Below are 14,622 nucleotides of genomic sequence, written 5' to 3'. Positions count from 1 at the left end.
GACGGCGGACCGGTGGCGCGTCAGCCGAGCGCAGGACCCGACGAGGGGGGTGCACCGACGATGACGACCACCGCCACGGGGCCGACCGTCCCGGGGAGTCCGCCGACACCGGGAACCACGTGCGCACCCCTGGTGGCGCGGCGACAGCCGCGCGGAGCGGTGAGCGTCGCCGGTCCCAGTGGCGCGGAGGTCCCCGGTGCTCCCGTCCTCCGGTCGCCCCCCGACCGCGACACCGCGCAGCCGGAGGTCGAGGCATGAGCAAGTCGCACGCCCAGCAGTGGGTGGTCGTCGAGTCGATCGAGCGCCCCCCGGCTGCGGCGGTCACGGCCCTGGCGGGGTTCGCCACCACCCAGATCGCCGACTGCGGCGGGCCGGTGGGGGTGGTCGGACCCGGGCTCGGCCGGATCGCCGGGGGAGCGGAGTTCTGCGGCCCCGCGGTCACGGTCTGGACCAAGCCGGGAGACATCCTCTTCGTGCTCAAGATGCCGGACGTGACCCAGTCCGGGGACGTGGTCGCCGTCGACGGCGGTGGCAGGGCGGACGCCGCCGTCCTCGGCGACATCATCGCGGGTGCCCTCGTCAGGCGGGGCGTCGTGGGCGTCGTCGTCGACGGGGCGGTGCGCGACGTCGCGGGGATCGACGAGGTCGGCCTCCCGACGTTCGCCCGCGGCACCCATCCCGCCACCGGGTCCAACGAGGGGCCGGGGGCCATCAACGTCCCGGTGCAGGTCGGTGGGGTCGTGGTCCATCCCGGTGACGTGGTCCGCGGGGACGCCAGCGGCGTCGTCGTCGTCCCGCGGGAACACCTCGACGCCGTGATCGCCATGACCCGAGAGGTCGACGAGCGGGAGGGCACGTGGCGGCAGGCCGTGGCGGACGGCGTCAGCATCGCAGCGGCGACCGGCGCGGACGCCGTCATCGATCAGCGTGGCGACGCAGCCGCGGCTCCACTTCCCTGAGCACGGACCGCGTCCACGCCCACCGTCCACCAGCACGTGCACCCCGCGTGGGGGGCTGCGGCGCCGCTCCACGAGGGCTGTCAGGACTACGTACGACACGGGTGCACGAGGGCCCCAGAGCAGACGGCCGGATGGGCCGCCACCTCGTCCCCTTCGGCGCGCAGCTGCCGCGTGCTCCAGGGTCGGGGGCGGTGGCGCCTTGCGCGCATCGCCCCATCCCGCCCTTTGGTCAGGGCTGGACTGCGACCTCGTGCAGGGTCCTCTTGCTGGGGTAGAGCAGGAGAGCCGTGCCTTTGGTGTGCACGAAGTCGGGCAGCTCCCTGATGGTCGTGGTGCCGCTCTCGCCGGGGAGGATGAAGGTCGGCTCGGTGCCGGGTGCGGCCCGGTTGCCCATGAGCGGGTCCTGGACGCGGCGGTTGCTGTCGTAGACCGGGCTGAAGTCGTTCTGCTTCATCCAGTCGGTCAGCGTGTAGACCTGGCGGCGCAGATCGCTGCACAGGAACAACCCGATGATGCCCCGGTCCGCGCCGTCGTCCTGGGCGGATTCCAGCGGGGGACCGTAGGGCATCCCGCGGCGGATGACGCTGGGCACCCCCTCGACGACGACGGAGTCGAGTTGCTGGTCGCGTGGGTTGACCACCCTGATGTGGGCAGAGAACGGGCAGCGGTAGCCGTGGGGGTCCTGCTGCCCGTAGCCGAAGTCGTTCGCGGCGGCCAGGGTCGGGTCCGGGCGGTCGGGGGAGAGCACGAGCGGGGTTCCGTCGCGCCAGCGACCCATCAGCTTGGCCGCCAGCAGTTCTTCGGCGTCGACCTGCGGGAGCTGCGGGAAGAGTTCGGGGCCGTGGGTGTGCAGGAACTCGTTGAAGGTGGCGACGTCCTGGTGGACCCAGCGGAATGCGCCGTAGCTGCTGTCGCGCACCAGATCGGCAGCGGGTCCCGGCGGCGGTGCGGAGCTGATGGGGGTCGTGGGGTAACCGAGCAGGAAGTGCCGGAAGTCCTGCTGCCCGGGCGTGGCCGAGGCGTCGTCCCAGCTGATGTCGGGGTGGGAGATGCCATCGGTGTAGCCGAAGTGCAGCTTGCGTCCACCCAGCGAGTGGGCGTCCAGCACCGTGCCGTCCTCCCTGGGGATCAGCTCGGTGACACCGGCGCTCCGGGCCAGGTCGCGGATCTCGGTCGAGGGCAGCTGCAGCGCGTCCTTCGAGCGGGTGTGGAGGTGGACGATGCAGTGCACGTCCTGGGTGGTGAACTGCCCCTCCCACCAGTGGGCGGGGTCGCTGCGACTGCCGGGCACGTCTCCCAGCGGACCTGGGTCCGGGCCCTTCCGGTAGACCGCGTCGAGTGTGGCCAGCACGGACTCCGGCACCCCCAGAGCGCGCAACCCCGCAGCGGTGATCCCGAGATTGAGCAACGGGTCCGGCGCAGAGTCGGGGGAACGGTCGGCCATGGTGATCCGGGGGAGGAGCCGGCGCACGAACGTGCGTGCGCCGGCTTCGCCACCGAAACGGAGGAGCAGGTGCCGGGCGGCCGGGCGCCGGTAGAGGTGGACGACCACGCCCTGGACGTTGTCGAACTGGATCCTCATCGCGACTGCACCATCCTCCGCTCTGGTTCCGGCACGGCTCGAGCCGGGACCGGTCAGGTCGAGGGGGCCAGCGAGCTGTCCGGGGCCGGGCTGCTCTCGCGCAGCGCCGCCTGGAGCTCGCGGACCGTCCGGTCGCCCACGGCCGAGAACAGGTATCCGCGCCCGTCGTTGCCGACGGTCGAGGAGCCGAGCGAGTGGAGGTTCAGGTTGGCGGTGTACTCGTAGAAGGAGTTCGGGTTGTTCAGGTCCTCCCAGGCAGGAGCCCCCTCGGCCAGAGCGAAGATCGCCTGGAACACCGGTCCCAGCTCCTCGCGGAAGAATTCGGTGTAGTCCATGCCATCGCCGTCGAACTCGGTGATGACCTGCAGGTACTTGTGGTCGATCACCAGGACGCGGGCGAAGTGGACGATCTGGGAGCGGGAGAGGGCAGCGTCGACTGCCGGCTGGATGCTCTCGGCGAAGGAGTCGATCAGGTGCGCGAGGCGCTCCTGCGACTGCGGGTCCTGCTTGAGCGGAACGGTGAAGTTGAGGGCGGTGGCCACGATGTGTCTCCTGAGGGGTAGGGGTTCCTGCGGAAGCGTCGACTGCGGGAGCCGGACCGGGAGGGAGGACCGACGCGGTACTGGGAGACGCGAGGGGCCCGTCGAGATACACCGTCCGGCGCGTCGGCACCGGTGCACGGACCTGTCGCTGTGTGGTCACGGTGCCCGATCGGCCGCTGGCCTTCGGCTGGGCATGGACACCGGTCGGAGCCTCCGAGGTCCAAGGACCACCACGGCAGCGCCGGTCGGCCCGGACCGGTCACGTGGGGCCGTCTGTCGGATCGCGGGCTGCGCCGCGTCCTCAGCGACGGAGACGAGGGACTCGGACAGGAACGGCCAGGCACCTCGGACGAGCGCTGCCCACAGGAGGCCCGGGCAGGTGTCACGGAGATGGCGGTGAACCGCTCGCCGTCTCGGCCGCGCCAGGTGAGGCCGAGCCGCAGCTCTCCGGCGCGGTAGGGATCGGCAGGATCGCGCACGGGTGCCACGCGGCGAGTCGGACCAGGACTGCGTGGGCCATCACGCGGGTCGCGCCGGCGCGACCCCGTGCGTTCGGCCGCCCGTCCTGTCCGTACGTCCGAAGCGATACAGCGGCCGCCACGGCGAGGGATGTGCAGAGGGGGATGAGAGGACGTCGCGACGCGCGGGCTGTTCGGGCTCGAGTCAATCGGCGCGCCGGCGAGCCTGGTTCACCTCGCGGGTGACGGCCCAGGCGTCCGCCACCGGACCCAGGTGCCCGAGCTTGTCGGGGTTGATCAGCGAGTGGATCGTCTGGATCCGCCCGTCGAGGACCTCGAGCGTCCACGTGAAGAGGACCTTGTCGTCCCGATCGCGGAAGATCGCGCCCGGCTGGCCGTTCATCTCGTGCGGCTCGAACGTCACGTCGATCCGGACCATCGGAGGCGCGATCGCGGCGAGCAGCCGGGCCACCTTCGCGGCGCCGACGACGGCCCTGGCCAGCTGCGGGGCCTTCCCGCCGCCGTCCCCGACCAGCTGGACGTCGGCGGCGAGCAGCTCCCGCAGACCGTCGACGTCCCCTTCGGTGAAGGCGTCGAAGAACCGCTTGGCGAGTTCCTCGCGCTCCCTCCGGTCGGCCTCGAACCGGGGGCGCCCGGCGTCCATGTGGCGGCGCGCCCGCACCGCGAGCTGCCGGCACGCCGCCTCCGACCTCCCCACCGCCGACGCGACCTCGGGGAAGCCGAACCCGAACACCTCCCGCAGCACGAAGACCGCGCGCTCCAGGGGGCTGAGCCGCTCGAGCAGCAGCAGGGCCGCCATCGACACCGAGTCGGCCAACTCCGCCGAGCGCGCCGGATCCCCATAGGGGTCGTCGAGCAGCGGCTCGGGGAGCCACTGCCCGACGTACTCCTCCCGCCGCGCGCGTGCCGAGCGCAGCACGTCGATGGAGATCCGGGTCACGACGGCCGAGAGGAAGGCCTTGGTCGACGTGGGTCGTGTCGGGGAGGACTCGAAGCGCAGCCAGGTCTCCTGGACCGCGTCCTCGGCCTCGCTCACACTGCCGAGGATCCGGTAGGCGATCGCGAACAGCAGCGACCGGAGCTCCTCGAACTCCTCGGCACGGGTCACGCCAACCCTTCCCTGAAGCCCTGCCGCCACGACGGATAGCGCAGCTCCCAGCCGAGCTCCCGCTTGGCCTTGGCGTTGGAGAAGCCGCGCCCCTCGGTCATCATCGTCACCGCCACGTCCCCGGCCAACAGCCTGGCGAGCCACGTGGGGACCCGCATCGGCCGCCTCGCGCCCGTGCACGCAGCCAGGTGGGGCAGCCACTCGCTGGCCGGCGCCGGTTCGTCGTCGACGATGTTGAACACGCCGGTCGCCTTCTGCTCCACGGCCAGGACGGTCGCGCTCGCCGCGTCGTCGAGGTGCACCCACGAGCTGTAGCCGGTGCCGCCCCCGACGAGCGGGAACTGCCGCCGGCGCACGAGCTCGACCACGTCGTCGGTGGCGCCCGGCCCGTAGAAGCCGCCGTATCGCAGGACTGCACCGCCGGCCCCGACGACGACGTCCTCGACGTGGCGCATCGCCGCCATCCCCCTGCGCATGCTCGGCGGGCCCGGGTCCAGCGGGTCCTCCTCGGTCTTGACCCATCCGCCCTCGCGGATCCCGTTCCAACTGGCGTGGCCCTGGGCGACGACGTGAGAGACGCCGGTCGCCTCGGCCGCGGCCAGCAGGTGGTCGGTCCCCTCGGTGCGCAGCCGGTTCGTGGTGGCGAAGAACCGATCCATGTGCTTCATGTCGGGCTTGCCGGCGTGAGCCGGGCTGATCGCGGTCATCTGGTGCACCACCACGTCCGGCCGGGCGGCCGCCACCGCTTCACCGACCGACACCGCTCGCAGCCCGTCCATCACGACACCGGCGGCGCCGAGCTGTTCCAGCAGACCCACCTTGCCCGGGTCCGTCGTCGTCGCCGTCACCTGGTGGCCCCGGGCCACCAGCTGCGGCACCAGCCGCCGTCCCATCACCCCGGTGCCACCGGCCACGAACACCCGCATGACCATCACCTCCCTGATCCCAGGACTGGCTCTCGGTCCGGTGACGAGACAGCCCCGCCATCTGTGACATCGAGGGCCAGGCGCACGGCGCCGAGCAGGATCAGCAGGATCGCGCTCCACGTGCCCGCCACCACCGCGACCGGCGGGTCGTCCCCGCGGCAGCCGTCGCTGCTGGTCCTCACCGTGCCCGGCGCGACGTGCGCCCACCAGGGACGGCACCAGTCATCGGGTGCATGCTGGACCTGCCGGCCGTCGGCAACGGCGGTGCGGACGAGACGGGCAGGGAGGGGGAGGGCGATGACCGGCAACCGGCAACTCGAGGAACCCGGGGGCTCCGGCAGGCCGGTGCCGCGGGACGACTGGCTGGGAACGGTCGCGACGTCGGCGGCGTCCGCCGGTCAGGCGCCGGTCGAGCTGCTCGGCGGGTACCTGCCGATGCTGGCCGACGCCGCCATCAACGGGCGACGTCCCGACTCGTGGGAACTCGACGCGGTCCGCGAGCTGGGGCGCCGGGCGGCCGCGCAGGGAGTCGGCGCCCGCGGCGCGGTCGACCTCTACCTGTCCGCGTCGTGGCGGCTGTGGCGGCAGCTGCCGGTCGTGGCGCGCTCCAGTGATCCGGAGAAGGTGCGCCGTGCCGCCGAGGCGGTGCTGCGGGTGCTCGACGACGCCATCGGCGTGCTCGTCGACGGCCACCAGTCCGAGCGGCGGGAGATGATCCGCCACGAGGAGGCGCTGCGGGCGGAGTTCGTCGACGACCTGCTCCGTGGGGACGCCGATGTCGCCCGGATGGTCGAGCGCGCCGAGCCGTTCGGCCTCGACCTCGGCAAGTCCCACCACGTGGCCCTCGCCGCCCCCCGTGACGCCGACGCCAACGTCGAACGGGCCGCCACCGCGCTGGAGCGGGTCGTCGTCGACCGGTTCGGCGACCGCGACGTGCTGGTCGCCACGAAGGACGGCCGCGTGGTCGTCGTCGTGCCCGCCGCGACGGCGGCCCCGACCGCGCGCACCGAGGACCTCGGCTCGGTCATCCACGCCGAGCTCGGCCGGATCGACGGCGGCCGGCGCTGGCGGGTGGCGCCGGGGCGCGCCTTCCCCGGCGCCTACGGCGTCGCCCGCTCCTACGAGGAGGCGCGCGAGGCGCTGGTCTTCGCCGACCGGCTCGACCTCGGCGCCGACGTGGTGCACGCTCGCGACCTGCTGGTGCACCGGGTGCTGGGCCGGGACCAGGCAGCCATCGCCGACCTGGTGCACGACGTGCTGGGCCCGCTGCAGCACAGCCGCAGTGGCGCCGAGGTGCTGCTGGAGACCCTGCTGGCGTACTTCGCCGTCGGTGACGTCGCGACCGAGGCCGCCCGGCGCCTGCACGTCTCCGTCCGCACCGTGACCTACCGGCTGGCCCGGGTCTCCCAGCTGACCGGGTACAGCGTCGCCCGGCCCGACCAGCGGTTCTCGCTGCACGCGGCCGTGCTCGGCGCCCGACTCCTTGACTGGCCGGCGCGGCCACTGCCCGTCGACCCCTGACCGCCGGCCGCGGTTGCCGACGCCCGGCAACGACGGAGCGCCGAGCCTGGCCGGTGGAGCCCCTCGTGCACCTGCCCGGTCCCGGGCAGGCTGGAGCCGGCAGCAGGTGGACGGTGCTCCCGCAGGAGGTGGACGGTGCTCGGTCCTGACGAACAGCGAACCTGGGACGAGATCCGGCTTCGCTTCGCGGAGGAGGTCGAGGAGCCCGCTCGGCCGGTCCTCGACCCGAGGGCCCGGCGGCCACGCTCGCCGGCGCCGGCGAGCCTCCTCGCCACGGTGGTCGCCGGCGGCTGTCTCGCCGTCCTGCTGGTCTTCTGCGGAGCTCCGCTCGCCGGCCTCGCCGTCGCCGTCGCCACGGCGCCCCGGTGGCTGCTGTGGCGCTACTGGCCGCTGCTGGACGGGCTCGTTCCGCAGCCGCCACCGACGGCGTCCCGGGACGCCCACCTCGGCGGTGCGGGGCACCCGTCGTCGGGGTCGGGCCAGCGGACTCCGCGGACGGTGTGACGGGGCTCCGGCGGCGCGCCGACGTCGGCGACCCACCGGGACGCCGACGGCTCCGGTCGAGCAGATCCCGCGAGCCCGCGTACCACTCGCGGATCGGCTACCGGGCCAGGCGCAGCGCCGGTGGGGCCGGGACGGGGCCGTCGGCCGGTGCGGAGCCTCCGGGGAGGATGACGAGCGCCGGACGGGCACCGGCCGCGCGCGGTCCACCGAGCCCGGCGTGGAGCAACGTGTTCGCGTAACCGGCGGGCAGCCGGTGGCACTCGTCGTGGGCGGGCGTCGACGCCACGGGAGTGGCGGGGTGCTGCGCCAGGTGGACGTAGACGACGTGGTCCGCGGGGTCGTACGTCCTCATCTCGTCCTCGCCTCCTCCCTGACCCGCCGGTGCGGTGGCCACGTCTGCGATGGCGACACCGGCGGTGCGATCCGGACAGGCACAGCATGGTCGGGGGGTACGACAGGAAGCGGACCCGGACGTGCAGTGGTGCAGCCCGGGTGCGGGTGCTCGCAGGCCCGTTCCGGTGGGGACCGGGCCGGCCGCGGTGGGGCTCGTCCGGACGACGAGGTGCACAGCATGGACGGCGGGGGCCCGCGCCGGTACACCTCCTGCGGAGGGCGGCACACGCCGGCCCGGGGAGGAGCGGTCGTGTCGGGGCCGAGAGGCGCAGGCGGTCCGCTGCTGGCCGGGAAGCTCACCGTGCCGCCGGTACCCCCGGCGCTCGTTCCCCGCCCCCGCCTGCAGCACCGGCTCGACGCCGTCCGCACCACCCCGGTGACCGTGGTCGCGGCGGGTGCCGGGTACGGCAAGTCGACGTTGCTCGCCGCCTGGGCCCGGCACGCCGGGATGCCGGTCGCGTGGGTCACCCTCGAGAGCGGCGAGGACGATCCGGCGCGGTTCTGGACGTACGTGGCCACCGCCCTGGCCGGCTCCGTCCCGGACGTGGCCGGCCCGGTTCTCCGCGCGCTGACCGTGCCCTCGGTCGACCCACTCGACGTCGCCGTCCCCGAGCTCCTCAACGGCTTCGCAGCCCGTGACGAACTCACCGTGCTGGTCCTCGACGACCTGCACGAGGTCACGGAGGCCCGGGTCACCGAGGGGCTGGAGTTCTTCCTGGACCACCTGCCCCCCGCCCTGCGCGTGGTCCTCGCCAGCCGCACGGAGCCCCCGGTCGGCCTCGCCCGGCTGCGGGCCCGCGGCCGGCTGACCGAGCTGGTCGCCGACGACCTGCGCTTCACCGCGCAGGAAGCCCGCGCCCTGCTGACCTCGGTGGTCCACGGCGGTCCCGAGGACCCCGGGTCCGAGCCGGCAGCGCTGGCCGGGCTCCTCGCCCGCACCGAGGGCTGGGCGGCCGGGCTCGTCCTCGGCGCCCTCACGCTGCGCGACCGTGCCCGCGGCCGGGCGGTGCCGCACGGTCCACCCGGTCTGCGTCACGCCGTGGACTACCTGCTCGCCGAGGTGCTCGCGGGCCAGACGGCGGACCGGCGCGAGCTGCTGCTGCGCAGCGCCCCGCTCGACCGGCTGTCCGGCCCGCTCTGCGATGCGGTGCTCGACCGTGCCGACTCCGGCGCGATCCTGGCCGGTCTGGAGCGGGACGGCGTCTTCGTCACGGCGGTGGACGGCGACGGGCGCTGGTACCGCGTGCACCCGCTGTTCCGGGCGGCGCTGCGACGTGAGCTGGACGACCCCACGGGCGCCGCCGGAGTACGGCACCGGGCTGCGGCGTGGTTCTGGCAGCAGGGCCTGGTCGAGGAGGCGATCCGCGCCCGGATCGACGCCGGCGACTCCGCCGGGGCCGCCGACTGGCTGGTGCAGAGCGCCGGGACGTTCATCGACACGGCGCGCGTCGGCGTCTTCGCCGAGCTCGGCAACCGGCTCGACCCGGCCGTGGTCGCGGACTCGGTCCCGCTGCTGCTGTCGCTCGCCTGGGCCGCCGGCGTCACCGGCCGGCTGGACCGGGTGCCCGAGCTGCTCGACCGGGCCGCCGAGCGGGTCCGGACAGACCGGCCCGGCCCCGGCTTCCCCGGCTTCGCCGACCCCGCCGGGGCGATCGCTGCGCTGCGCGCGGTCTACGGGACGGCGGCCGAGGACTCCCCGGAGGTCGCGCTGGCCGCCGCGCGCGAGGCGGTGGCGGCCGAGACCGATCCCGGGCTCCCCGGCTGGGTCGTCGCCCGGGTGGCCCTCGGCGGCGCGCTGCTCGCCGCAGGCCGGGAGGCGGAGGCGCTGACGCAGCTCGACGCCGCGTGGCGGGCCCCGGCGGCGCCGGCGCTGCCGGTCTTCTCCCGCCTGGAGGTGGCCGGGCTCCTGGCCTGGTGCCTGGTGCAGCCCGGCGACGACGACCCCGATGCCGAGCGGGACGCCCGCGCCGAGCGGCTGCTCCGGTCGACCCGGGACGACGCCGCCGCTCTGGAGGGACAGCTGGGGGACGCCGCCGCGGCCGCGCTGGTACTGCTGCACGCCGCCTCCGGTGTGCTCGACCGGCGCGCCGGCCGGCTCGGGTCCGCACGCGCGCACTCGGACCGTGCCGCCGTCCTGGTCGAGGTCCAGGCGCACCCCGCGGTCGCCGTGCTCGTGCTGGTGAGCGCGGCGGAGACCGCCCTGGCAGCCGGCGATCCGACGGCTGCGCTGGGGTTCCTCGACCGGGCCCGCGAGGCCCAGCTGAGCGCGCCGCCCTCCCCGGTCCTCGACCGGCAGATCGCCGCCGTGGAGGCGCGGGCCGGCCGGCGCGCCGCCACGCGGGTGCGGCCGGCGCTGATGGAACCGCTGACCGAACGGGAGGTCTCGGTGCTCCGGGCGCTGCGCGGCCCGCTCAGCCAGCGGGAGGTGGGCGCGGCGCTGCACCTGTCGATCAACACGGTGAAGAGCTACACCCGGAGCCTGTACCGCAAGCTGGACGTCGGATCCCGGCGCGAGGCCGTCGAGCGAGGACGCGCCCTGGGGCTCTGCTGAGCCCCCACCCGGGGTGGTCCGGCGAGCGGAGTGGTGCGTGACCACCCCGGGGACGGGGAGCGTTCCGGGCCCCCGATCCCGAGGAGCCTCCCGTGTCCCAGCCGCCCGCCCTCACCAGCCCCGGGACCCCGGTGGCGTGGCCACCCGGCGCCGTCTCCGCGACCACCGACCTCGACGGTCCCGTCCGTCACCTCGACCTGGGCGGTCCGGCCGGCGCGCCGGTCGTGCTCTGCGTGCACGGCCTGGGCGGCTCGGCCCTCAACTGGTGGCTGCTCGCCCCGTTCCTCTCGGGCAGCCACCGGGTCCTCGCCGTCGACCTGTTCGGCCACGGCGGCAGCGGGGTGCCCACCGGCTCCCGCCCCGATGCGGTGACCGCGGACCGCCGGCTCCTCGACCGGTTCGTCCGCGAGGTCGTCCGGGAGCCGGTGGTCCTGCTCGGGCACTCCATGGGCGGCGTCCTGGCGGTCCTGCAGGCGGCCGCAGCACCGGAGACGATCCGCCGGCTGGTGCTGCTCAGCCCACCGGTGCCGGGCACGGCCGGCCGGCTGGACCCGGCCATCGCGGCGAAGCTGGCATTCCTCCGGTTGCCCGGCGTGGCCGGCGCGGTCGCCCGGCAGCTGGCCGCGCTGCCGCCGGAGCAGGTGGTCGACCGGCAGCTGCGCCAGGCGACCCCGCACCTGCACCGGATCCCCGCCGACGGCATCGCGGCCGCCGTCGCCGAGACCCGCGACCGGGCCGCCCGCCCCGACGCCGCCGCCGGTCGGGCCGAGCAGTGGGCGGCGCTGCTGGGCACCATGGCCCTCCTCGCCCGGCCGCGGGCCTGGCGGCGCACGCTCGCCGCCGTTCCCGTCCCGACGCTGTGGCTGCACGGAGCCGACGACCCGCTGGCGGCGGCCGACCGGGCCCGCGAGCTCGCCGCGACCCGACCGGACTGGAGCTTCGAGGTGCGGCCGGGCGTCGGGCACCTGCTCGCCGTCGAGGACCCGGCCTGGACCGCCGATCGGATCCTCGCCGGCGACGGGCCGGGCTCCCGGTGACCGGGACCCGCACCCCGGTCGCCCGGTCCGCACGCGAACGGGCAGCGCTCACCGGCTTCCTGCTGCTGGCCTTCGCGATCACCTGGGCGGTGTGGGTGCCGCGTGCGCTGGAGTCGACGGGGGTGCTGGACACCCGGTGGGCATCCGGGCTGGGCGCGGGGTGGACGTACGGCCCGGCGATCGCCGCCGTCCTGACCGCGGCGTGGACCGGTCGTCCGGCGCTCCTGGAGCTGGGCGCCCGGCTGACCCGGTGGCGGGTCGGCGTCCGCTGGTGGGCCGTGGTGCTCGCCGGACCCGCCGTCCTGTGGGCGGCCACCGCGTGGCTGCACGTGCTCCTCGGGGGCGACGCCGCCGCGGTCCGGCCGCAGGCGGTCGAGGCCGGGCCGGCGGGGCTGGTCCTCCTGTTCCTCGGGCTGGCCCTGACCGACGGTCTCGGCGAGGAGCTGGGCTGGCGCGGGTTCGCGCTGCCCCGCCTGCTGCGGCGCAGAGGGCCGGTCGTGGCCAGCCTGCTGCTGGGTGTCGTGTGGGCGGTCTGGCACGCCCCGCTGTACTGGACCAGCGGGGCGGTGCTCCAGGGGACGCCGGTGTGGCTGCTGCTGGTCCAGCTGCCGGCGTGCGCCGTCAGCTACACCTGGGTGTTCCTGCACACCGGCGGCTCGGTGCTGCCCGCGGTCGCCCTGCACAGCGCGCTCGGTCTGTTCGGCATCTCCCTGCCCCAGACGGACGGCGACTGGCGCCCCTACCTGCTGTTCGTCGGACTCCAGGTCGCCGTCGCGGCCGGACTGGTGGTCACCGGCGGACTCCGGTTGCCGCCGTCGGACGGCGGTACCGGCTCTCCGCCGGACTGAGGGTGTGCGGACGACCCCGGCGCCCCGGTGAGCTGCAGCGCGCGGAGCAACCGGCGCCGCCCGCCCGTGTGGACCACCAGCCGCGCGCCGCGCACCCCGCACCGGCGGTGCGCCCGGGCCAGCACGGTGACGCCGGCGGCACCGAGGGAGGTCACCCGGCTCAGGTCGACGACGACCTCGCGCACGCCGCGCTGTCTCGCCTGCGAGTCCAGGCAGACGTCCAGCAGCGGAGCGGTGTAGGCATCGACCTCGCCGATGACCTCGACGACCACGGAACCGGGGCGGGGGCCGGGCAGTGCGCTGACCGACAGCAGCCGGTCGGGGTCGGGAGCGGCTGGGGAGGCGGGCGGGTGCAGCACGGGGGGCTCCGAGCGGGGAGGAGAGCGGAGGGGGTCAGCGCAACGGGTCGAACGGGGCCAGCTCCGGTGGCTGCTCGGGGGGTGGACGGCCGGGTGGGACGCGCGGCCGCGGCGTGGTCCGCTCAGCGGGTCTGCTGGCAGGAGACGCAGGCGGCCGCGAAGGGCCGGAACTCCAGCCGCTCGGCGGGGACGGCGCTCCCGCAGTGCACGCACGTGCCGTAGGTGCCGGCGGCGATGCGCTCCAGCGCCGCGTCGATCTCCCCGATGGTGCGCAGCAGGCTCGCCGCGCGGTTGACCGTGACCGGGTCCGGCATCGACGTGGCGGTCTCGGCCAGGGCGAGCTCGCGCTGCCGGGCGCAGTCGGCCCGCTGGGTCTCCAGCAGCACCCGGGACGGGGCCCGGTCCGGGGACGCGGTGGTGGGAGCAGGGCTGAGGGTGGTCATGGCGTTCTCCTGGGTGGAACGAGGACGCGTCCCACCGGAGCGGAACGCGCGGAGCGAGGGCGGAGGACCCGGGAGGGTCAGGCGCTCGCCGGTGGTGCGCGGTCCTGGCTGCGTCGCAGCACGTCCAGGCCGCGCAGGCCCCGGCCCGCAGGCCCAGCGCCAGGGCCAGCAGCCCGCCACCGGTCACCGGCGACGGACGGTGCGCGGGGGACCCGGCGGGCACGGCAAGACCGGAGGTCGGCACCGTGTGTGCGTCCACCCGGGTCACCCCTCCTCCTCGTGCGTCCGGCCGGCCGGCGACGCTGGCGGCCGGCCGGATCGGGCGGCACCACGGCAGCCGGTCGCATCGGGCACCCGGTTCACGGGCACGTCGCGGCCGACTGCCTGGGTCCCGGGGAGCGGGGGTGTGCTCCGCCCTCCGCGGACCTGAGCCCACCATGCCCGCCGGTCATCGGTCCCGGACACGGCAGTGGCCGGTCAACTCAGGCCGCCCGAGTCTGCCGGCGACCGGCAAGGGACGGCCCCGGTCACCGCCGCTGGTAGAACCGCCGGATGACGACGGAGTCCCCGGTGGTGCTCGCCCTGGACCTCCTGGGCACGTTCGCCTTCGCCCTCAACGGCGCGCTGACCGCGTTGCGCGTGGCTCGGCTCGACATCGTCGGCGTCGTCACCCTGGGCATGATCACCGCGCTCGGCGGCGGCATCATCCGCGACGTCCTGCTCGACGTCCCGCCGGCCACCTTCAACGACTGGCGCTATCTGGCCGTCGCGGCCGGTGGCGGCCTGATCGCCTTCGTCTCCGGCCGCCACCTCGAGCGGCTGAACACACCCATCACCGTGCTGGACGCCGCGGGCCTGAGCCTGTTCGCCGTCACCGGGGCCGGCAAGGCGCTCCAGTTGGGCCTGGGCCCGGTCCAGGCGGTCCTCCTCGGCGCGCTCACCGGGGTGGGCGGCGGGACGTTGCGAGACGTCATGGTCCGGCAGGTCCCGTCGGTGCTGAGCAGCGGGCTCTACGCCATCCCCGCCCTGATCGGCGCCACGGCCACCGTCGTCCTGACCCTGCTCGACGTCCACGGCCCGGCCACCGCGGTCGGTGCGGCGGTGCTGTGCTTCGGCATCCGCATGGTCGGTGTCCACTACGACCTGGACGCACCGATGCCCCCGCGGGCCTTCGACCCGCGGTCCGATGACGACGGACCGCGCTGACCGGCGTCGCCACGCGGCCGGCCAGGCCGGCGCGGGAGGGCGACACGGTGCACGGGCAGACGGCTCCGGCCCGTCGACCGACTGCCTCCTGATGCCCGAGCCCTGGGAGTCCACTCGGCCGGCAGCCGGTGGTCAGGTGTCGGGGGACACCTGGTACCGGCTAC

General features: G+C 75.1%; 14 protein-coding genes. 7 read left to right on the top strand and 7 right to left on the bottom strand.

The features are described from left to right. The first annotated feature begins 254 nt into the window (after positions 1 to 254). Positions 255 to 959, top strand: coding sequence for an RraA family protein (locus tag BMW27_RS01745; protein WP_091438145.1), 705 nt, complete (start codon positions 255 to 257; stop codon positions 957 to 959). 229 nt (positions 960 to 1,188) lie between these two features. Here BMW27_RS01745 and BMW27_RS01740 read toward each other — a convergent pair whose 3' ends face one another. From BMW27_RS01740 to BMW27_RS01725, 4 genes are all read right to left on the bottom strand, one after another. Beyond that, on the bottom strand, positions 1,189 to 2,541 hold the full coding sequence (locus BMW27_RS01740; protein WP_091438142.1) for a Dyp-type peroxidase: 1,353 nt from the start codon (positions 2,539 to 2,541) through the stop codon (positions 1,189 to 1,191). A 53-nt stretch (positions 2,542 to 2,594) separates the two neighbouring features. Further along, positions 2,595 to 3,083: a hypothetical protein gene (locus BMW27_RS01735; RefSeq protein WP_175486281.1), complete on the bottom strand. Its 489-nt coding sequence runs from the start codon at positions 3,081 to 3,083 to the stop codon at positions 2,595 to 2,597. Between the two features lie 663 nt (positions 3,084 to 3,746). Continuing rightward, entirely contained in the window at positions 3,747 to 4,670 is a 924-nt protein-coding gene (locus BMW27_RS01730) for an RNA polymerase sigma-70 factor (protein WP_091438135.1), read from the bottom strand. Further along, positions 4,667 to 5,596 (bottom strand): NAD-dependent epimerase/dehydratase family protein, encoded by a 930-nt coding sequence (locus BMW27_RS01725; RefSeq protein WP_091439715.1) that lies wholly within the window; start codon positions 5,594 to 5,596, stop codon positions 4,667 to 4,669. The genes BMW27_RS01730 and BMW27_RS01725 overlap by 4 nt, the downstream gene beginning before the upstream one ends. A 297-nt stretch (positions 5,597 to 5,893) precedes the next feature. Between BMW27_RS01725 and BMW27_RS01720 the strand changes: the two genes are divergently transcribed. Then, positions 5,894 to 7,117: a PucR family transcriptional regulator gene (locus BMW27_RS01720; protein WP_091438131.1), complete on the top strand. Its 1,224-nt coding sequence runs from the start codon at positions 5,894 to 5,896 to the stop codon at positions 7,115 to 7,117. Between the two features lie 135 nt (positions 7,118 to 7,252). After that, entirely contained in the window at positions 7,253 to 7,621 is a 369-nt protein-coding gene (locus BMW27_RS01715) for a hypothetical protein (protein WP_091438127.1), read from the top strand. Positions 7,622 to 7,718: 97 nt separating this feature from the next. Here BMW27_RS01715 and BMW27_RS01710 read toward each other — a convergent pair whose 3' ends face one another. After that, a complete protein-coding gene (locus tag BMW27_RS01710; RefSeq protein WP_091438123.1) occupies positions 7,719 to 7,973 on the bottom strand; it encodes a hypothetical protein in 255 nt (84 codons plus the stop codon). Positions 7,974 to 8,264: 291 nt separating this feature from the next. Between BMW27_RS01710 and BMW27_RS01705 the strand changes: the two genes are divergently transcribed. The 3 genes from BMW27_RS01705 to BMW27_RS01695 all read left to right on the top strand — a co-directional run bounded on the left by BMW27_RS01705 (position 8,265) and on the right by BMW27_RS01695 (position 12,450). Further along, on the top strand, positions 8,265 to 10,565 hold the full coding sequence (locus BMW27_RS01705; protein ID WP_139206806.1) for a winged helix-turn-helix domain-containing protein: 2,301 nt from the start codon (positions 8,265 to 8,267) through the stop codon (positions 10,563 to 10,565). Between the two features lie 92 nt (positions 10,566 to 10,657). After that, positions 10,658 to 11,602 (top strand): alpha/beta fold hydrolase, encoded by a 945-nt coding sequence (locus BMW27_RS01700; protein WP_091438118.1) that lies wholly within the window; start codon positions 10,658 to 10,660, stop codon positions 11,600 to 11,602. Further along, positions 11,599 to 12,450 (top strand): CPBP family intramembrane glutamic endopeptidase, encoded by an 852-nt coding sequence (locus BMW27_RS01695; protein ID WP_175486279.1) that lies wholly within the window; start codon positions 11,599 to 11,601, stop codon positions 12,448 to 12,450. Before BMW27_RS01700 ends, BMW27_RS01695 begins: the two co-directional genes overlap by 4 nt. Here BMW27_RS01695 and BMW27_RS01690 read toward each other — a convergent pair. Next, positions 12,342 to 12,809 carry an STAS domain-containing protein gene (locus BMW27_RS01690; RefSeq protein WP_245743250.1) on the bottom strand — a complete coding sequence of 156 codons (468 nt, stop codon included), beginning with the start codon at positions 12,807 to 12,809 and terminating at the stop codon, positions 12,342 to 12,344. The two genes, BMW27_RS01695 and BMW27_RS01690, sit on opposite strands and share 109 nt — an antisense overlap. A gap of 122 nt (positions 12,810 to 12,931) precedes the next feature. After that, the gene (locus BMW27_RS01685; protein ID WP_091438113.1) at positions 12,932 to 13,252 is read right to left on the bottom strand and encodes a TraR/DksA family transcriptional regulator; all 321 of its coding nucleotides are present in this window, start codon (positions 13,250 to 13,252) and stop codon (positions 12,932 to 12,934) included. 552 nt (positions 13,253 to 13,804) lie between these two features. Between BMW27_RS01685 and BMW27_RS01680 the strand changes: the two genes are divergently transcribed. After that, a complete protein-coding gene (locus BMW27_RS01680) occupies positions 13,805 to 14,458 on the top strand; it encodes a trimeric intracellular cation channel family protein (RefSeq protein ID WP_091438110.1) in 654 nt (217 codons plus the stop codon). The last annotated feature ends 164 nt before the right edge of the window (positions 14,459 to 14,622 follow it).

Source organism: Geodermatophilus poikilotrophus (assembly GCF_900111455.1).
Classification (GTDB): Bacteria; Actinomycetota; Actinomycetes; order Mycobacteriales; family Geodermatophilaceae; genus Geodermatophilus; species Geodermatophilus poikilotrophus.
This window is presented reverse-complemented; position numbering and strand designations above follow the sequence as displayed.